The sequence below is a fragment of the Geodermatophilus arenarius genome (assembly GCF_042654585.1).
Taxonomy (GTDB): Bacteria; Actinomycetota; Actinomycetes; order Mycobacteriales; family Geodermatophilaceae; genus Geodermatophilus; species Geodermatophilus arenarius.
Genome location: NZ_JBHSGR010000028.1, coordinates 1 through 16,554 on the forward strand (window position 1 = coordinate 1; position 16,554 = coordinate 16,554).

The window sequence follows — 16,554 nt, forward strand, 5'->3', positions numbered from 1 at the left end:
GGCGGGCGGCCCAGGCGGCGCGGTCGCGGTCGGCGGCGCGCTCGGCGTCGGCGAGCTCGGTGACCGCCCGCGCGGCGGCGGTGTGCGCGGCGACGGCGTCGGTGTGCGCGGTGACCAGCGCGACGTCCTCGTCGTCGACGTCGGCGACGCCGGCCCGCCGCTCGGCCAGCCGCGCCCCGGCGGCCTCGGCGCGCGCGGCCGCCTCGGCGGCGGCCTGGGCCAGCCGCTCCACCTCGGCCTGCCCGGCGGCGGCGCGGGAGCGCCCGGCGGCGACCTTCCCCGACAGCCGGGCCAGGCCCTCGCGGCGGTCGGCGAGCTCGCCGGTGGCGGCCACCCAGGCGCGCTGCTCCGCGGCCAGCGCCTCCTCCAGCCCGGCGCGGGCGGCGACGGCGGTGGCGAGCCGGCCGCGCTCGGCCTCGAGCCCGGCGGCGAGCTCGGCCTCGGTCGCGGCGACCCGGTCGGCCTCGGCCTCCAGCTGCTCGGGGTCGCGGCCGCCCGTGGGGGCGGGTCCGGCGGCGGACAGGTGGCGGTGCCGCTCGGCGGCCAGCTGGGCGACGCCGCGGAACCGCTCGCCGAGCGCGGACAGCCGGTACCAGGTGTCCTGCGCGGCACCCAGGCGCGGCGCGTCCGCGGCCAGCGCCGCCTCCAGCGCGCCCTCCCGCGTCGACACCTGCACCAGCTCGGCCTCGACGACGGCGCGCCGCTCGCGGGCCGCGGTCTCGTCGGCGACGTCCTTGGCCAGGGCGTCGCGCAGGCCGACCAGGTCGTCGGCGAGCAGCCGGAGGCGGGCGTCGCGCAGCTCGGCCTGCACGCCGGCGGCGCGGCGGGCGACCTCGGCCTGGCGGCCCAGCGGCTTGAGCTGGCGGCGCAGCTCGGCGGTCAGGTCGGCCAGCCGGTCGAGGTTGGCCTGCATCGCGTCGAGCTTGCGGAGCGCCTTCTCCTTGCGCTTGCGGTGCTTGAGGACGCCGGCGGCCTCCTCGACGAACGCGCGCCGGTCCTCGGGGCGGCCGGACAGCACGGCGTCGAGCTGGCCCTGGCCGACGATGACGTGCATCTCGCGGCCGATGCCGGCGTCGCTGAGCAGCTCCTGCACGTCGAGCAGGCGGACCTTGTCGCCGTTGATCTCGTACTCGCTCTCGCCGGAGCGGTACATCCGGCGGGTGACCGAGACCTCGGTGTAGTCGATCGGCAGCGCGCCGTCGGCGTTGTCGATGGTGAGGGTCACCTCGGCCCGGCCCAGCGCCGGGCGGCCGGCGGTGCCGGCGAAGATGACGTCCTCCATCTTGCCGCCGCGCAGCGACTTGGCGCCCTGCTCGCCCAGGACCCAGGCGATGGCGTCGACGACGTTGGACTTGCCCGAGCCGTTGGGGCCGACGACGGCGGTGATGCCCGGCTCGAGCCGCAGCGTCGTCGGGGACGCGAAGGACTTGAAGCCCTTGAGCGTCAGGCTGGACAGGTGCACGGACTCGGCAGCCTAGTCCTCCCGGGCCGGCGCGCCGGGGCGGGCGAGGCGGGTGGTGCTGAGGAGCAGGACGCGGTTACGCGAGGGCCGGCTCGGCGTTGTCGCCGGTCAGGCTCATCAGCTCGTGGGCGATGGCCGCCTCCCGCTGGGCCCGCAGCTCGGTCAGCTCCTGCTCCAGACGGCGCACCTTGGCACGCAGGACCGCGTTCTCCTCGAGTACGCGGAGCTCCGCGGGGGACACGACGGAACCGAACAGGGCCTTGGCCATGGCGGAAACGGCCTTTCCGACAGCGAGAGGGGGTGCCCGCCGCCCCGGGAGGTCGGTCGGCGCGGGCTCGGTGTCCCCAGGGTGACAGCCCCCGACACGCAGGTCAACGCCAAGACCGGAGCGTCATCGTGTCGGGGGGATGTCGCCTTCGTCACGCGGTGGTGAAGCCGGGGACCCCCTGCACCTCGCGGTCCTCCTGCACCGTCCCGGTCACCCGGCCGGGGGCGTCCGGGCCGCTCAGCGCGGCGACGACGGCGCGGACGTCGTCGGCCGGTCCCTCCAGCTCGACCTCGACGCGGCCGTCGGGCAGGTTGCGCGCCGAGCCCGACAGGCCGGCGGACTCGGCCAGGCCGCGGACGAACCAGCGGTAGCCGACGCCCTGCACGCGGCCGGAGACCAGCACGCGCACGCGGACGGCGTCGCTCACGACCGCCTCGCGCGCGGGCGCGGCTGGCACTGCGGGCAGCTGTAGCTCGACCGGTTCGTGAAGGACTCCCGGACGATCGGCGTCCCGCACCGCGGGCAGGGCCGGTCGGCCTGGCCGTAGACGGCGAGGAAGCGGGAGAAGTAGCCGCTCTGCCCGTTGACGTCGACGTACAGCGAGTCGAACGAGGTGCCGCCCTGCGCCAGCGCCTCGCCGAGCACGCTGCGCACGCCGTCGAGCAGGTCCGCGACCTGGGTGCGGGTCAGCCGGTCGGTGGGCCGCGTGCCGTGCAGGCGGGCCCGCCACAGCGCCTCGTCGGCGTAGATGTTGCCGACGCCGCCGATCAGCGTCTGGTCGAGCAGCGCCCGCTTGACCTCGGTGCGCCGGCGGCGCAGCGCGGCGCTGAAGCCGGCCTCGTCGAACGAGGTGTCGAGCGGGTCGATGGCGATGTGCGCCAGCCGCGGCGGGATCCGCTCGCCGTCCGCGTCCTCGACCGCGAGCCCGCCGAACGTGCGCTGGTCGACGAAGCGCAGCTCGCGGCCGCCGTCGGTGAAGGTGAACCGGGCGCGCAGGTGGGTCTCGTCGGGCTGGGACCGCTTCTCCACGAGGAGCTGCCCGCTCATGCCGAGGTGGGCGACCAACGCCCGGCCGGCGGGTGTGCCGTCGGCCTCGGTCAGCGGCAGCCACAGGTACTTGCCGCGGCGGTGCGCGGCGCTGAACGTGCGGCCGGTCAGCGACTGCACGAAGGAGTCGGTGCCCTCGAGGTGCCGGCGCACCGCGCGCGGGTGGTGCACCTCGACGGCGGCCACGGTGCGCCCGGCGACCCAGCGCTCCAGACCGCGCCGGACCACCTCGACCTCGGGCAGCTCGGGCACGGGTCAGTCCCCGGCGGGCGCGGGGGCGTCGGCGGGCGCGGGGGCGTCGGCGGAGACGGCGCGCCAGGCGGCCTCGGCGGCCTCCTGCTCGGCGGCCTTCTTGGTGCGCCCGGTGCCCTTGCCCCGGACGACGCCGGCCAGCGAGACCGCGGCGGTGAAGGTCTTGGCGTGCGGCGGGCCCTCGTCGGTGACGTCGTAGACGGGGGCGCCCAGGCCGCGGGCGGCGCCGAGCTCCTGGAGGCTGGTCTTCCAGTCCAGGCCGGCGCCGCGGGTGGCGGACTCGACCAGCAGCGGGTCGAACAGGCGGTGCACGACGGCCGCCGCGGTCTCCAGGCCCACGCCCAGGTGCACGGCGCCGATCAGCGCCTCGAGCGCGTCGGCGAGGATCGAGTCCTTCTCCCGGCCGCCGGTGGTCTCCTCGCCGCGGCCGAGCAGCAGGTGCGGCCCCAGGCCGCCGTCGCCGAGCCGCCGGGCGACCCCGGCCAGCGAGGTCATGTTGACCACCGAGGCGCGCAGCTTGGCCAGCCGGCCCTCGGGCAGGTCCGGCTGGCTGCGGTAGAGCTCGTCGGTGACGACGAGGCCGAGCACCGCGTCGCCGAGGAACTCCAGCCGCTCGTTGGTGGGCAGGCCGCCGTGCTCGTAGGCGTAGGAGCGGTGGGTCAGCGCCAACGCCAGCAGGCCGCCGGGCAGCTCGATGCCGAGGGCGTCGAGCAGCCAGGCGGCCGCGGAGTCGGCGTGCGCCGGTCCCGCCGGCGAGCCGCCGTCGGGGACGACCGGCGGGCGGGCGGCGCTGCCCACGTCGTACCGGGTCAGACCGAGAGGACCTGGCGGCCGGCGTGCTGGCCGCAGTTCGGGCAGGCCTGGTGCGGCGGCTTGAGCTGGCCGCAGGCGCGGTTCGGGCAGGGGGCCAGCGTGGGGGCGCTCGCCTTCCACTGCGACCGGCGGGCGCGGGTGTTGGCGCGGGACATCTTCCGCTTCGGGACGGCCACGGTCAGTTCTCCTCAGGGTCGCCCGGACGGTCGGTGACCGCTCCGGTGGTGAAACGGCCGGCGAGGCCGGCCCAGCGGGGGTCGACCAGCTCGTGCGAGTGGTCGTCCGGCAGGTCGTCGAGGCGCTGGCCGCAGCCGGAGCACAGGCCGGCGCAGTCCTCGGTGCAGGTGGGCGAGAGCGGCAGGGCGAGGACGACGGCGTCGCGCACCATCGGCTGGAGGTCGATGCGCTCGCCCTCGACGAGGCGCACCTCGTCCTCCTCGCTGGTGGCCTCGGTGGTGCTGCCCGGGTAGGCGAACAGCTCCTGGACGTCGAGGTCGTAGGTGTCCTCGACCGGGTCCAGGCAGCGGGCGCACTGGCCCTCGACCGGCACCTCGACGTCGCCGGAGACCAGCACGCCCTCCATCACCGACTCCAGCCGCAGCCGCAGGTGGACCGGCGCGCCCTCGGGTACGCCGATCATCTCCAGCCGCCAGCCCTCGGGGGCCGGGACGGTGCGGTCGAGCTCCTGCATCGAGCCCGGACGGCGGCCGAGCTCGCGCAGTTCCACGGCCCAGGGGTCGGCGGCAGGGCGCCGGGCGTCGGGGGACGCGGCGCCGGGGCGGCGGTCGGCAGGTGCGGCAGGCATGTCGGTACTCGCGGTCGTCAGGGTGGGAGGGGATCCGGCCGGGCACGGACACCGGTGGTCGGACCAGCAACCGAGACTACCCGATCCCGCGCCGACGCCGTCCGGCCGTGGCGGGGTGCTGGAACGGCCACCCTCCACGGGCCCTCCGCCTGCGCGTGCGAGGCGTGGGGGGAAGGGTGGCCCTCCTACGGCTCCCGCAGCGTCTCGCGGGCCTTCTCCACCGAGCGCAGCATCCGCTCGAGGGTGGTGCCGAAGTCGGCCAGCCGGGTGTCGACGTACTCGTCGACCTCGGCGCGCATCCGGTTGACCTCGGCGACGGTCTGCGCGCCGAGCTCGTCGGAGCGGGCGACCGCGCCGCGGTAGACCTCGGTCTCGCTGACCAGCCGCTCGTGCTCGGCCTGCGCGGCGGCGAGCACCTCGGCGTGCTGGGCCTGCGCGTCGGCGAGCACCGCCTCGTGGTGCGCCTGCGCCTCGGCGATCAGCCGGTCGGCCTCCGCCTCGGCCCGGGTCAGCAGGTCCTCGGCCTCGGCCTGGGCGCGGGCGAGCAGCTCGTCGCGCTGCCGCCGGGCGGTCCCGAGGACCTCCTCGCGCTGGCGGCGGGCCGAGGCGACCAGCCGGTCGGCCTCCTCGCGGGTGCGGCCGGTGAGCTGCTCGGCCTCGGCCTGCGCCTGCTCGAGGATCTCGGTGCGCTGCTCGACGATCGCGCCGGCCGCGTGCACCTCCTCGGGCAGGTTCTCCCGCAGGTCGTCGAGCAGGTCGAGCACCTGGTCGCGCGGCACCATGCACGAGCCGGACATGGGCACGCTGCGGGCGCTCTCGATGAGCCGGCTGAGCTCGTCGACGGTCTCGTAGAGCCGGTACACGACCTCGGTCACGGCTGCGCCCCGTCGTCGCGCTTGGCCAGCAGCCGCTCGAGGACCGCCTTGGGCACCAGCCGGGAGACGTCGCCGCCGAAGGTGGCGATCTGCTTGACCAGGCTGGAGGACAGGTGGCCGACCTGCGGCGCGGTGGGCACGAACAGCGTCTCGACGCCGGCCAGCTCGCGGTTCATCTGCGCCATCTGCAGCTCGTACTCGAAGTCGCCGACCGCGCGCAGGCCCTTGACCACCACCGGGACGTCGTGGCTGCGGCAGTAGTCGACGAGCAGGCCGCTGAAGCTGTCGACGACGACGTTGGGCAGCTCGGCGACCGCCTCGCGCAGCAGCTCCATGCGCTCGTCGACGGAGAACAGCCCGGCCTTGCCGGGGTTGACCAGGACGGCGACCACGAGCTCGTCGTACAGCGCCGCGGCCCGGGTGATGACGTCGACGTGGCCGTTGGTGACCGGGTCGAACGACCCGGGACAGACCGCTCGCCTCACGGGAGGCGACCGTACCGGAGCACGGCCTCCCCGTAGCGGCGGTCGCGGATCCCGGTGAGGGGTGTCGGCCACTCCCAGGGCTCCTCGCGGGAGGAGCGCTCGACGACGACGACCGCGTCCGGGGCGAGCCACTCCCCCGTGACCAGCGCGCTCAGCACGCCGCGCACCTCGTCGGCCGGGACGGCGTAGGGCGGGTCGGCGAGCACGAGGTCGAAGCGGGCCGGCGGCGCGCCGCCGACGACGGTGGGCACCGACCCCGCGACCACCCGCGCGCCGGGCAGGCCGACGGCGGCGACGTTGGCGCGCAGCACCGGCAGCACGCGCGGGCCGTTCTCGACGAGCACCACCTGCGCGGCCCCGCGGGACAGCGCCTCCAGCCCGAGCGCGCCGGAGCCGGCGTAGAGGTCGAGGACGGCGGCGCCGTCGAGGTCGAGCAGGGTGCCGAGGCTGTTGAACAGCCCCTCGCGGGCGCGGTCGCCGGTGGGGCGCACCCCGCTGGGCGGCACCTTCAGCCGCCGCCCTCCGGCCGCCCCGGAGATCAGCCGCGTCATGCCTTCTCGAGGTAGCCCGCGCGCTCGTCGGTGGCCAGGGCGGCGACCTCGGCGGCGAGGCCGGGGTGGTCGGCCAGCCCGCGCTCGGTGGCCAGCAGCGCGGTGGCCTCGGCGCGGGCGGTGGCGATGAGCTCCTCGTCCTCGAGCAGGGACAGCAGCTTGACGGTGGAGCGCCGCCCGGACTGCGCGGCGCCGAGGACGTCGCCCTCGCGGCGGGTCTCGAGGTCCACGCGGGCGAGCTCGAAGCCGTCGGAGGTGCCGGCGACGGCGGCCAGCCGCTGCCCGGTCGCCGTCGTCTCGCGGGCCTCGGTGACCAGCAGGCACAGGCCGCGGTGCTTCCCGCGGGCCACCCGGCCGCGCAGCTGGTGCAGTTGGCTGACGCCGAACCGGTCGGCGTCCATGACCACCATCACGGTGGCGTTGGGCACGTCGACGCCGACCTCGACGACGGTGGTGGCGACGAGGACGTCGACCTCGCGGGCGGCGAAGGCCCGCATGGTCGCCTCCTTCGCCTCGGGCGTCATGCGGCCGTGCAGCACCGCCAGCCGCAGCCCGGCGAGCGGCCCCTCGCTCAGCGCCTCGGCGACGTCGAGGACCGCCAGCGGCGGGCGCCGGTCGTCGCCGCCGCTCTCCTGCGGGGCGTCGGCCTCGTCGGGCTCGTCCTCGCTGCCGGTGTCCTCGTCGCCGATCCGCGGGCAGACGACGTAGGCCTGCCGGCCGGCGGCGACCTCCTCGCGCAGCCGCTCCCACGCGCGGTCGAGCCAGGTGGGCTTGTCGCTGACGGGGACCACCGAGCTGGCCACCCCGCCGCGGCCGCTGGGCAGCTGCCGCAGCACGGAGGTCTCCAGGTCGCCGTAGACGGTCATGGCGACGGTGCGCGGGATCGGCGTGGCGGTCATGACCAGCACGTGCGGCGGCCGGTTGCCCTTGGCGCGCAGCGCGTCGCGCTGCTCCACGCCGAAGCGGTGCTGCTCGTCCACGACGACCAGGCCGAGGTCGGCGAACTCGACGCCCTCCTGTAGCAGCGCGTGGGTGCCGACGACGATCCCGGCGCTGCCGTCGGCCACCGCGGCGCGGGCGGCGCGGCGGGGCGCGGCCTTGAGCGAGCCGGTGAGCAGCACGACCTTCGTGCCCGCGGGGTCGCCGTCCAGCTCTCCGGCGCGGGCCAGCGGGCCGAGCATGCCTGCGATGCTGCGGGCGTGCTGCGCGGCGAGGACCTCGGTGGGCGCCAGCAGCGCGGCCTGCCCGCCGGCGTCGACCACCTGCGCCATGGCCCGCAGCGCGACGACGGTCTTGCCGGAGCCGACCTCGCCCTGCAGCAGCCGGTGCATGGGGTGGTCGCGGGCGAGCTCGGCGGCGAGCTCCTCCCCCACCTGCCGCTGCCCCTCGGTCAGCTCGAAGGGCAGCGCGGCGTCGACGGCGTCGAGGAGTCCGCCGTCGCGGCGCGGGCGGGCGGTGCCCGGCTCCAGCGCCGCGGCCCGCCGGCGGGCGCCGAGGACCAGCTGCAGGACCAGCGCCTCGTCCCACTTGAGGCGCTCCTCGGCGCGCTCGACGTCCTCGTCGCTGGTGGGGCGGTGCACGTCGAGCAGGGCGGCGGGGAGGCTGAGCAGCCCGTGGCGGCGGCGCAGGTCCTCCGGCAGCGGGTCCTCGACGAACCCGAAGCCGCCGGAGGCGTCGAGCAGCAGCCGCACCGACTTCTGGATGACCCAGCTGGAGACGTCCTTGCTCGCCGGGTAGATCGGGATGAGCGCGCGGGCCCAGTCCTCGTCGTCGTCGCCGGTGATCAGGTGGAAGTCCGGGTGGGCGAACTGCTTGGTCCGGCGGTACTCGCCGACCGTGCCGGCGAACAGCCCCCAGGCGCCCTCCTCGAGCTTCCCGAACCTGCGGTTGAAGAAGACCAGCTGCATCTCGCCGGCGCCGTCGCCGACGGTGACCTCGGTGAGCGTGCCGGGCCGGTTGCGCATCCGCCGGCTGGTCACGCGCCGGACCTGGGCGAGCACGGTCACGCGGTCGCCGACCTGCAGGTCGTCGAGCCGGGTCATCTCGCCGCGGCGGGCGTAGCGGCGCGGGTAGTGGCGCAGCAGGTCGCGGACGGTGCGCAGCCCCAGCGACTCGGCCATCGCCTTGGCCGTCTTGGCGCCGAGCACGCGCGCGAGGTCGGTGTCGAGGGTCACCGCCATCGGGCTACTCCACCCCCACCTGCAGGGGCAGGACCGCGCCGGCGTCGTAGCGGACGACCTCGACGGTCGGGTGGACGGCGGCCAGGTGCGCGCAGACGGCGTCACCGAGCGCGGCGTCCGGCCCGACGACGAGGGTGGCCATCTCGCCGCCGGCCGACAGCAGCCGGTCGAGCAGGTCGCAGGCCACCGCGGCGAGGTCGCGCCCGACCACCACGACGTCGCCCTCCGCCGAGCCCAGCGCGTCGCCGGGCCGGCAGAACCCGGCGCTGGTGAGCGCCTCCTGCTCGGCGAGGGTGACCTCGGCCCAGCGGGTGGCCGCAGCGGCCTCGGCCATGGCGATGACGTCGTCGCCGAAGCGGCGGGCGGGGTCGGCCACGGCGATGGCCGCCAGGCCCTGGACCGGCGAGCGGGTGGGGACGACGGCGACGTCGCGGCCGGCCTGGCGGGCCCGTTCGGCCGCGCGGGCGGCGACCGGGGTCAGCGCGGGGTCGTTGGGCAGGACGACGACGTCGCCGGCGGCCGAGACGAGCAGCTCGTCGAGCAGCTCGTCCTCGTCGACGCCGTCGGGCCCGCAGGCGACCACGCGGACGCCCTCCCCGGAGAACAGCTGCGCCAGGCCCTCCCCCGGCACGACCGCGACGACGGCGCGGCGGCCGGGCACCGGGGCGGCGGGGCGGACGGGCGCCAGCGGGGTGACGGTGATCCGGTGCGGCCGGCCGGCCTCGATGCCGGCCTCGATGGCGCCGCCGACGTCGCTGGTGTGCACGTGCACGTTCCACTGCCGGCCGGTGGGGGTGTCGACGCCGACGACGACGAGGCTGTCGCCGAGGGCGGCCAGCCGGGTCTGCAGGACGGTGACGGCGGCCTCGTCGGTGTCGGCGAGCAGGTACTGCACCTCGCTGCCGGGGCCCGGCGGCGGCTGGTGCGGCACGTCGGCGGGGTCGGCGGGGTGCGCCGGGCGGGGCACCAGCGGCGGTCGGGCGGGCTCGACGCCGGTGACGGTGGCGACCAGGGCGTCGAGGACGAGGCACAGGCCGGCGCCGCCGGCGTCGACCACGCCGGCGTCGCGCAGCGCGTCGAGCTGGCCGGGGGTGGCCTCCAGGGCCGTGCGGGCGCCGTCGGCCGCGGCGGTGACGACGTCGGCCAGGGCGGTGCGACCCTCGGCGACGCAGGCCACGGCGCACTCGGCTCCGGCGCGGGCGACGGTGAGGAAGGTGCCCTCCTCCGGGTCGGCGACCGCGGAGTAGGCGGTGTCGGCGGCCTTCTGCAGCGCCGCGGCCAGCGCGGGGCCGTCGGCGGGCTCCTGGCCGGCGAGCTGGTCGGACAGGCCGCGCACCAGCTGGGCGAGGATCGTGCCGCTGTTGCCGCGGGCGCCGAGGACCGCGCCGCGGGTGAGCGCGGTCCAGGCCGGCTCGCGCCCCCCGGCGGCGTCGAGCTCGGCGACCGCCGCCTGCGCGGTGAGGAGCAGGTTGGTGCCGGTGTCGCCGTCGGGCACGGGGAAGACGTTGAGGTCGTCGAGGCTGCGCCGTCCCGCGGACAGCGCGGCGACCGCGGCCCGGCACCAGCGACCGACCGCGGCGTCGTCCAGCGCCTGCAGCACGGCCGGAGGGTACCCGCGGGAACGGACGGACCCGGTCCCGTGGCGGAGCCGCTCCCCGTCCTCCCCCGACCTCGGCGACGGTTCCGCGGAGGAGCGGTTATGCTGGACGACGGTCTCGCGGTCGCCTCCTGTGCGCCGCCGTCTGAAAATCGATTCTCTGGGAGTGATCCACCGTGGCTGCCGTGTGCGATGTCTGTGGCAAGGGGCCCGGTTTCGGTATGTCGGTGTCGCACTCGCACCGCCGCACGCCGCGCCGTTGGAACCCGAACATCCAGTCGGTGCGGGCGCTCGTCGCCCCCGGCAACCGCAAGCGGATCAACGCCTGCACCTCGTGCATCCGCGCGGGCAAGGTCGTCCGCGCCTGATCGCCGGGCCTCCTGACCGGAGGCCGCCGCTCGCGAAGGACCCCGGAGGTCGCCGACCTCCGGGGTCCTTCGCGTGCGCGAGGGTCAGCGGGCGCCGATCCCGCGGGCGCGCGCCGCGGTGACCACCAGGTCCACCACCGTCCCCAGCGGCAGGGCCGTCCCGTCGACGACGAGGTGGTAGTGCCGGGCCGCCGCGGGGTCGCACCGGTAGAAGTGCCGGACGTAGGCCTCGCGGGTGGTGTCGTTGGCTGCGAGCTCCCGCCGGAGCTCCTCCTCGGGGCGGCCGTAGCGCGCCACCGCCGCCCGGAGGCGGGCCTCCGGCGGGCCGTCGAGCCGCACGTGGAGGGCGTCGGGCCGGTCGCGCAGCACCAGCGCCCCGCCGCGGCCGAGCACCACCCCGCCGGCGCCGTCGGCGATCTCGCGCAGCACCCGCTCGGTGTGCTCGCGGTAGGCCCGCTCGTCGGGCTGCGTGGTCGACGGCATGACGCCGCCGACCGGGTCGGGCATGGCACCCAGCGAGGCCACCAGCCGCCACAGGCCGCGCACGACGCGCTCGTCGTTGGCCTCGGCGTCGTCCTGGGAGACGCCGAGCCGGCCGGCCACCTGCGCCGGGATCGCCCGGTCGTGGAAGGCCAGGCCGAGCCGCTCGGCGACGGCGGGACCGACCTCGGGGCCGCCCGCGCCGTAGGACGCGGAGATCGTCACGACGCCCACGGGCGCTCCTCCTCGTCGATCCGCCGGCCGAGGAACACCGCCCCGGCCTCGCCGGCGTAGATGCCGTACCCCGGGACGGGCGTGTACCCCATCGCCGAGTACAGCGCGAGCGCCTCGGGCTGCCGGTCGCCGGAGTTGAGCACGACCGAGCGGTGGCCCGACTCGCGAGCGGAGCCCTCGAGCGCGGTGACGAGCACCTGGGCCAGGCCGCGCCGGCGGAAGCGCGGCACGACGTACACGCGCTTGACCTCCGCGACGGTGGGGTCGTCGCCTCCGGTGTGCCGGCGCCAGGCGCCGCAGCCGGCCGGCTCGCCGTCGACCTCGGCGACGAGGAACAGCCCGGCCGGCGGGACGAACTCGGCGGGGTCGACGACGGCGCCGTCCGGGCCGCCGTAGCGCTCCACGTACTCCTGCTGCACCCGGCCGACGAGGTCGCGGGCCAGCGGGTCGTCGTAGGGCACCGCGCGCAGCCGCGCGACCGACCCGTCGCGCAGCCGCACCTCAGCCGAAGTGGACATGCCCGGTCCCCTCCGCACCGACCGCTCCCGCGACCGCGGCCGCGGGCTCCCCGCTGACGGACACGCCCGGTTCCCCCTCCTCGACCCGCCCGATCGGCACCCACCCCTCCGGCAGCGCCGCGGACGGCGGGAAGGTCGCCAGCAGGGCGTGGTCCTCCCCGCCGGTGAGCACCCAGGCCAGCGGATCGGCGCCGAGGGCCGCCGCCACCTGCTGCAGCGGACCGGGCGGCTCCAGGGTCGCACGCACCAGCGCGGCCCGGTCGACGTCCAGGACGACGCCGCTGTCGGCGGCCAGGTGCCCGGCGTCGGCGAGCAGGCCGTCGCTGACGTCGCACATGGCGGTCGCCCCGGCGTCGGCCGCGGCCGGCCCGGCGAGGTAGGGCGGGGTGGGGCGGCGGTGCGCGGTCACGGCGGCCAGGGGGCTGCTGAAGCCGCGGCGCAGCACGGCCAGCCCGCACGCCGACCAGCCCAGCCGCCCGGCGACGGCGAGCACGTCCCCGGGCCGCGCCCCCGAGCGCAGCACCGGCGCCCGGCCGCCGAGGTCGCCCAGCGCGGTGACCGACAGGACGACGGCGGCGCTGTCGGGGGCGGAGGCCACGGTGTCCCCGCCGACGACGGCGGCGCCCAGCGGCGCGCACTCGGCGGCCATCCCGGCGGCCACGCCCTCCAGCCACGAGGTGGGCGTGTCCGCGGGGCAGGCCAGCCCGACCAGCAGCGCGGTGGCGACCCCGCCCATCGCGGCGACGTCGGCGAGGTTCGCGGCGGCGGCCTTGTGCCCGACGTCCTCGGCCGAGGACCAGTCCCGGCGGAAGTGGCGGCCCTCGACGAGCACGTCGGTGGTGGCGACCACCCGGCCGTCGGGCACCCGCAGCACCGCGGCGTCGTCACCGGGGCCGACCTGCGCGACCCGCGCTGCGCCGGCGCGGGCGACCACCCGGGCGATGACGCCGAACTCCCCCACGACCCGCACGCTGTCGGCGGGGTCCTCGCGCGGCACCAGCGGACGGGGCCGTGTCACAGGCCACCCCGGGTCGCTGGGGTACGTTGCGCTCCGGTCCGTCTGCCGGTGGCAGGCAGCCACCCGCAGAGCCGTCCGAGGAAGGTCGTCCCGTGGTCCACGCCTACATCCTGATCCAGACCGAGGTCGGCAAGGCCGCCCAGGTGGCGTCCACGATCAGCGAGATCGCCGGCGTGACCAAGGCCGAGGACGTCACCGGCCCCTACGACGTCATCGTCCGCGCCGAGGCCGAGACCGTCGACGAGCTGGGTCGCCTGGTGGTCGCCCGCGTCCAGTCGGTCGACGGCATCACGCGCACGCTGACCTGCCCCGTCGTCAACATCTGAGCCGCTGAGCGAGGACACCCCCGCCCCGGACCCGGCGCCGGCGCCCGCGCGCGACCCGCTGCGCCGGCTGGCGCTGATCGCGACCGCCGTAGTCGTGCCGGTGCTCGTGGCGCTGCTGGTCCTGGTCCGGGTGGTCGGCGGCGACGACGAGGGCGACGAGCCGGTCGCCGACGTCAGCGGCGCCCCGACGCAGCAGCGCGCCGAGGACCTCCCGGTGCTGCCGGTCGAGGTCCCGCCGCCGACGCCGGAGGCCGACGCGCACTGCCCCGCGCTGATGTCCGGCCTCCCCCTCGACCTGACCGGGGAGCCGCAGCGGCTGGTCGACTCCGACACCCCCTACGCCGCCGCCTGGGGCGACCCGCCGATCGTGCTGGTGTGCGGCGTGCCGCAGCCCGCGGGCCTGGTCCCCGGCGAGGGGCTGCTGCAGATCGACCAGGTCACCTGGTTCGTCGAGCAGACCGAGGAGGCCACGACCTGGACCGCGGTCGACCGCGCCGCCTACGTGCAGGTGACCCTGCCGCCCGACGTCGACAGCGCCCCGGTCACCGTGCTCAGCGGCGTCATCGCCGACACGCTGCCGCCGCGCTGAGGCCGCTCAGGCAGCCGGGAGCCGCTCCAGCTGGGCCCGGACGGCGTCGTGCACCTCGTCGCCCGCGGCCTGCTCCGTGGCCGCCACGGCGGTCACCCCGACGCTGAACACCCCGTGCGCGCACCAGGCGAACGCCGCCGGGCCCGACAGCCCGGTCGCGGGGTCGACCTCGGCCACGGTGAGCAGGCTGCAGCCCTCGGGCAGCGACGACGGGTCGTGCTGCAGCACGCCCTCGTAGAGCTCGGCGTCGTTGCCGGCGAGGTCGCGCGCGTAGGCGGCGGCGCCGGCGGGGTCGGCGAACTGGTCGAGGAAGACGCTGGTGAGCGGGCCGGTCGTGGCGCCCCAGAAGCGCTCCCAGCCGTGCCGGTAGCCGTACTCGCGCAGCACCGCGCGCTCGCGGGCGGGGTCGTCGGAGTAGGTGGCCACGTCGTCGACGGTCTTGGCGCCGGCGGGGGGCTGCAGGTCGGCGTCGGCGATCCGCGGGAGGCCGGAGGGCACCTCGTCGAGCAGCAGCTCCCCGAGCTCCTCGACGCTCTCCGGCGTGGCCGGGGCGGGCGCGGGGGTGGCGCTGGTGGGCGTGCAGCCGATGGCCGGCACGAGCGACACCAGCCCGGCGAGGACGGCCGCGAGCCGGCCCGGGGTCACCGGGGTGTCCGCTGGTCCCCCGGCCGGCCCGCACGGGTCAGTGCGGAGGCGACCAGCCGGTCCACCAGCTCGGGGTAGGACACCCCGCTGGCCGCCCACATCCGCGGGAACATCGAGATGGGCGTGAAGCCCGGCATGGTGTTGACCTCGTTGACCACCAGCCGCTCACGGCCGTCGGGGCCGGTGCCGAGGAAGAAGTCCACCCGCGCCAGGCCCTCGCAGTCCAGGGCGAGGTAGGCGCGGCGGGAGGCCTCCTGCACCTTCCGCGTCTGCTCGGGCGTGAGGTCGGCCGGGACGTCGAACTCGACGGCGTCCTCGAGGTACTTGGCGTCGAAGTCGTACCAGTCGGTGCCCGGCTTGAGCCGGATCTCGGCCGGCAGGCTGGCCTCCGGCGGCCCGCCGGCGCGGCCGGCGAGCACGCCGCACTCGATCTCCCGGCCGGGCACGGCGGCCTCGACGACGACCTTCGGGTCGACGGCGGCGGCGGTGGCCACCGCCTCGGGGAGCTGCGCCCAGTCGGTGACCCGGGTGATGCCGATGCTGGACCCGGCACGCGAGGGCTTGACGAACACCGGCAGGCCCAGCCGCTCGCGGTCGGCGGCGGTGAGCAGGCCGGGGTCGGCCGACAGGGCGCCCTCGGCGTCGCGGAGCACCACGTGGTCGCCCTGCGGCAGCCCGGCGGCGGCCAGGAGCTTCTTGGTGAACTCCTTGTCCATCGACGCGGCGCTGGCGAACACGCCCGACCCCACGTAGGGCAGCCCGCTCATCTCCAGCAGCCCCTGGATGGTGCCGTCCTCGCCGTAGGCGCCGTGCAGCACCGGGAAGACGACGTCGACCTCGGTGAGCGCCGGGCCGATCGCAGCGGCCGGCTCCAGCACGGCCAGCCCGCGCCCGGCGGGGTCGCCGACCAGCGACACCGCCGTCCCGCCGGTGACCTCGGGCAGCCGGCCGCCGTCGATGGCCAGCTGCTGGCCCTCGTCGGGGAGCACCCAGCGGCCGTCCCGGGCGATGCCGACGGGGACCACCTCGTAGCGCTCCCGGTCCAGCGCCGCCATCACGCTGCCGGCGCTGACGCAGGAGATGGCGTGCTCGGCGCTGCGCCCCCCGAACACGACCGCGACGCGCACCTTGCCCGTTCCGCTCATCGCGGCCGACCCTAGTCGACGGTCCCCGCGCGTCCTCCGGCTCCCGCGGGGCCGGCGTCCGCGTCGTGTGGGAACCTCGTCGGCGATGCGGGAGAACGCGGCCCCTCCGGTGGACCCCCGACCTCCGGCGACGACGGCGCACCAGGGGGACGGCGCTGCGCGCAGGCACCCGCTCCCGCTGCGGCTGGCCGGCGCGGCGGTGCACGCCTACACGGCGCTGGGCTCGGTGCTGGCGCTGCTGTTCGTGCTGGCCGCGATCGAGGGTGAGGTCGAGGCCGCGCTGTGGATCGGGCTGGCCGCGCTGGTGGTCGACGGCACCGACGGGATGCTGGCCCGCCGCGCGCGGGTCAAGGAGACGATCCCCTGGTTCGACGGCGCGCTGCTGGACAACATCGTCGACTACCTGACCTACGTCTTCGCCCCCGTCGTCCTGCTGTGGACCACCGGCGCGCTGCCGCACGGGCCGGCCGGCTGGGTGCTGGCCGCGCTGCCGCTGCTGGCGTCGAGCTACCAGTTCTGCCGGGTCGACGCGAAGACCGACGACCACACGTTCCTGGGCTTCCCCAGCTACTGGAACGTCGTCGCGTTCTACGCGGTCGTGCTGGACCTGTCGCAGGTGGCCGTGGCCGTGGTGCTCGTCGTCTGCTCGGTGCTGGTGTTCGTGCCGGTGCGCTACCTCTACCCGTCGCGGACCGAGGCGTTCTGGCAGGTGAGCATGGCGCTGACCGCCGTCTGGTTCGTGTCCTACGCCGTGCTGGTGGCCCAGCTGCCCGACCCGAACCCGTTCGTCGTCGCGCTGTCGTTCGTCTACGTCGTCTACTACCTGGCCTTCAGCGGCTGGCTCACCGCCCGCGCCGCCCACCGCCGCCGCCGGGACGCCCGCACCGCCCGGTGAC

At 76.7% G+C, this 16,554-nt stretch carries 21 protein-coding genes; 4 read left to right on the forward strand and 17 right to left on the reverse strand.

The genetic code is table 11. The annotated features are described in order from the left end of the window. From ACFO3M_RS20265 to ACFO3M_RS20320, 12 genes are all read right to left on the reverse strand, one after another. Positions 1 to 1,462, reverse strand: a 1,462-nt coding sequence (locus ACFO3M_RS20265) for a chromosome segregation SMC family protein (protein ID WP_387993208.1), incomplete at its 3' end; no start/stop codon positions are given. 76 nt (positions 1,463 to 1,538) lie between these two features. After that, positions 1,539 to 1,730 carry a hypothetical protein gene (locus ACFO3M_RS20270; RefSeq protein WP_387993211.1) on the reverse strand — a complete coding sequence of 64 codons (192 nt, stop codon included), beginning with the start codon at positions 1,728 to 1,730 and terminating at the stop codon, positions 1,539 to 1,541. 151 nt (positions 1,731 to 1,881) lie between these two features. Next, positions 1,882 to 2,157: an acylphosphatase gene (locus ACFO3M_RS20275; protein ID WP_387993214.1), complete on the reverse strand. Its 276-nt coding sequence runs from the start codon at positions 2,155 to 2,157 to the stop codon at positions 1,882 to 1,884. Beyond that, entirely contained in the window at positions 2,154 to 3,029 is an 876-nt protein-coding gene (mutM, locus tag ACFO3M_RS20280) for a bifunctional DNA-formamidopyrimidine glycosylase/DNA-(apurinic or apyrimidinic site) lyase (RefSeq protein WP_387993217.1), read from the reverse strand. The genes ACFO3M_RS20275 and mutM overlap by 4 nt, the downstream gene beginning before the upstream one ends. A gap of 3 nt (positions 3,030 to 3,032) precedes the next feature. Continuing rightward, positions 3,033 to 3,827: a ribonuclease III gene (gene rnc / locus ACFO3M_RS20285; RefSeq protein WP_387993220.1), complete on the reverse strand. Its 795-nt coding sequence runs from the start codon at positions 3,825 to 3,827 to the stop codon at positions 3,033 to 3,035. Between the two features lie 11 nt (positions 3,828 to 3,838). Continuing rightward, on the reverse strand, positions 3,839 to 4,018 hold the full coding sequence (gene rpmF, locus ACFO3M_RS20290; protein WP_089402499.1) for a 50S ribosomal protein L32: 180 nt from the start codon (positions 4,016 to 4,018) through the stop codon (positions 3,839 to 3,841). A 2-nt stretch (positions 4,019 to 4,020) separates the two neighbouring features. Then, positions 4,021 to 4,647 carry a YceD family protein gene (locus ACFO3M_RS20295; protein WP_387993223.1) on the reverse strand — a complete coding sequence of 209 codons (627 nt, stop codon included), beginning with the start codon at positions 4,645 to 4,647 and terminating at the stop codon, positions 4,021 to 4,023. A gap of 185 nt (positions 4,648 to 4,832) precedes the next feature. Further along, complete coding sequence (locus ACFO3M_RS20300; protein WP_387993226.1) at positions 4,833 to 5,522, reverse strand: hypothetical protein; 690 nt, start codon at positions 5,520 to 5,522, stop codon at positions 4,833 to 4,835. Then, positions 5,519 to 6,007: a pantetheine-phosphate adenylyltransferase gene (gene coaD, locus ACFO3M_RS20305; protein ID WP_387993229.1), complete on the reverse strand. Its 489-nt coding sequence runs from the start codon at positions 6,005 to 6,007 to the stop codon at positions 5,519 to 5,521. Before coaD ends, ACFO3M_RS20300 begins: the two co-directional genes overlap by 4 nt. Beyond that, positions 6,004 to 6,558 (reverse strand): 16S rRNA (guanine(966)-N(2))-methyltransferase RsmD, encoded by a 555-nt coding sequence (gene rsmD, locus ACFO3M_RS20310; RefSeq protein ID WP_387993232.1) that lies wholly within the window; start codon positions 6,556 to 6,558, stop codon positions 6,004 to 6,006. The genes coaD and rsmD overlap by 4 nt, the downstream gene beginning before the upstream one ends. Further along, positions 6,555 to 8,738 carry an ATP-dependent DNA helicase RecG gene (gene recG, locus ACFO3M_RS20315; protein WP_387993235.1) on the reverse strand — a complete coding sequence of 728 codons (2,184 nt, stop codon included), beginning with the start codon at positions 8,736 to 8,738 and terminating at the stop codon, positions 6,555 to 6,557. The genes rsmD and recG overlap by 4 nt, the downstream gene beginning before the upstream one ends. A 4-nt stretch (positions 8,739 to 8,742) precedes the next feature. Next, positions 8,743 to 10,338, reverse strand: a complete 1,596-nt coding sequence (locus ACFO3M_RS20320) for a DAK2 domain-containing protein (RefSeq protein ID WP_387993238.1) — start codon at positions 10,336 to 10,338, stop codon at positions 8,743 to 8,745. 182 nt (positions 10,339 to 10,520) lie between these two features. Here ACFO3M_RS20320 and rpmB point away from each other — a divergent pair, with 182 nt between their 5' ends. Continuing rightward, the gene (rpmB, locus tag ACFO3M_RS20325; RefSeq protein WP_436277817.1) at positions 10,521 to 10,703 is read left to right on the forward strand and encodes a 50S ribosomal protein L28; all 183 of its coding nucleotides are present in this window, start codon (positions 10,521 to 10,523) and stop codon (positions 10,701 to 10,703) included. 84 nt (positions 10,704 to 10,787) lie between these two features. Here rpmB and ACFO3M_RS20330 read toward each other — a convergent pair whose 3' ends face one another. Genes ACFO3M_RS20330 through ACFO3M_RS20340 form a run of 3 tightly spaced genes read right to left on the reverse strand, consistent with a single transcriptional unit; the run spans position 10,788 to position 12,953 of the window. Then, positions 10,788 to 11,417 carry a cytidylate kinase-like family protein gene (locus tag ACFO3M_RS20330; protein WP_387993242.1) on the reverse strand — a complete coding sequence of 210 codons (630 nt, stop codon included), beginning with the start codon at positions 11,415 to 11,417 and terminating at the stop codon, positions 10,788 to 10,790. Continuing rightward, the gene (locus ACFO3M_RS20335; RefSeq protein WP_387993245.1) at positions 11,405 to 11,935 is read right to left on the reverse strand and encodes a GNAT family N-acetyltransferase; all 531 of its coding nucleotides are present in this window, start codon (positions 11,933 to 11,935) and stop codon (positions 11,405 to 11,407) included. The genes ACFO3M_RS20330 and ACFO3M_RS20335 overlap by 13 nt, the downstream gene beginning before the upstream one ends. Next, entirely contained in the window at positions 11,919 to 12,953 is a 1,035-nt protein-coding gene (locus ACFO3M_RS20340) for a thiamine-phosphate kinase (protein ID WP_387993248.1), read from the reverse strand. The genes ACFO3M_RS20335 and ACFO3M_RS20340 overlap by 17 nt, the downstream gene beginning before the upstream one ends. Positions 12,954 to 13,045: 92 nt before the next feature. On the opposite strand from ACFO3M_RS20340, the gene ACFO3M_RS20345 reads away from it, so the two are divergent. Further along, the gene (locus ACFO3M_RS20345; RefSeq protein ID WP_091212468.1) at positions 13,046 to 13,279 is read left to right on the forward strand and encodes an Lrp/AsnC ligand binding domain-containing protein; all 234 of its coding nucleotides are present in this window, start codon (positions 13,046 to 13,048) and stop codon (positions 13,277 to 13,279) included. 94 nt (positions 13,280 to 13,373) lie between these two features. Further along, positions 13,374 to 13,868 (forward strand): DUF3515 domain-containing protein, encoded by a 495-nt coding sequence (locus ACFO3M_RS20350; RefSeq protein WP_387993251.1) that lies wholly within the window; start codon positions 13,374 to 13,376, stop codon positions 13,866 to 13,868. 6 nt (positions 13,869 to 13,874) lie between these two features. Here ACFO3M_RS20350 and ACFO3M_RS20355 read toward each other — a convergent pair whose 3' ends face one another. Further along, positions 13,875 to 14,513: a hypothetical protein gene (locus ACFO3M_RS20355; RefSeq protein ID WP_387993254.1), complete on the reverse strand. Its 639-nt coding sequence runs from the start codon at positions 14,511 to 14,513 to the stop codon at positions 13,875 to 13,877. Beyond that, positions 14,510 to 15,658 carry a D-alanine--D-alanine ligase family protein gene (locus ACFO3M_RS20360; RefSeq protein WP_387993257.1) on the reverse strand — a complete coding sequence of 383 codons (1,149 nt, stop codon included), beginning with the start codon at positions 15,656 to 15,658 and terminating at the stop codon, positions 14,510 to 14,512. Before ACFO3M_RS20360 ends, ACFO3M_RS20355 begins: the two co-directional genes overlap by 4 nt. Before the next feature lie 109 nt (positions 15,659 to 15,767). Between ACFO3M_RS20360 and ACFO3M_RS20365 the strand changes: the two genes are divergently transcribed. Beyond that, positions 15,768 to 16,553, forward strand: coding sequence for a CDP-alcohol phosphatidyltransferase family protein (locus tag ACFO3M_RS20365; RefSeq protein ID WP_387993260.1), 786 nt, complete (start codon positions 15,768 to 15,770; stop codon positions 16,551 to 16,553). The last annotated feature ends 1 nt before the right edge of the window (position 16,554 follow it).

Excerpts from the sequence above, each read along its gene's own strand:
- recG (WP_387993235.1), bottom strand. The coding sequence starts at position 8,738 with ATGGCGGTGACCCTCGACACCGACCTCGCGCGCGTGCTCGGCGCCAAG.
- rsmD (WP_387993232.1), bottom strand. The coding sequence starts at position 6,558 with ATGACGCGGCTGATCTCCGGGGCGGCCGGAGGGCGGCGGCTGAAGGTG.
- ACFO3M_RS20335 (WP_387993245.1), bottom strand. The coding sequence starts at position 11,935 with ATGTCCACTTCGGCTGAGGTGCGGCTGCGCGACGGGTCGGTCGCGCGG.
- ACFO3M_RS20295 (WP_387993223.1), bottom strand. The coding sequence starts at position 4,647 with ATGCCTGCCGCACCTGCCGACCGCCGCCCCGGCGCCGCGTCCCCCGAC.
- ACFO3M_RS20270 (WP_387993211.1), bottom strand. The coding sequence starts at position 1,730 with ATGGCCAAGGCCCTGTTCGGTTCCGTCGTGTCCCCCGCGGAGCTCCGC.
- ACFO3M_RS20360 (WP_387993257.1), bottom strand. The coding sequence starts at position 15,658 with ATGAGCGGAACGGGCAAGGTGCGCGTCGCGGTCGTGTTCGGGGGGCGC.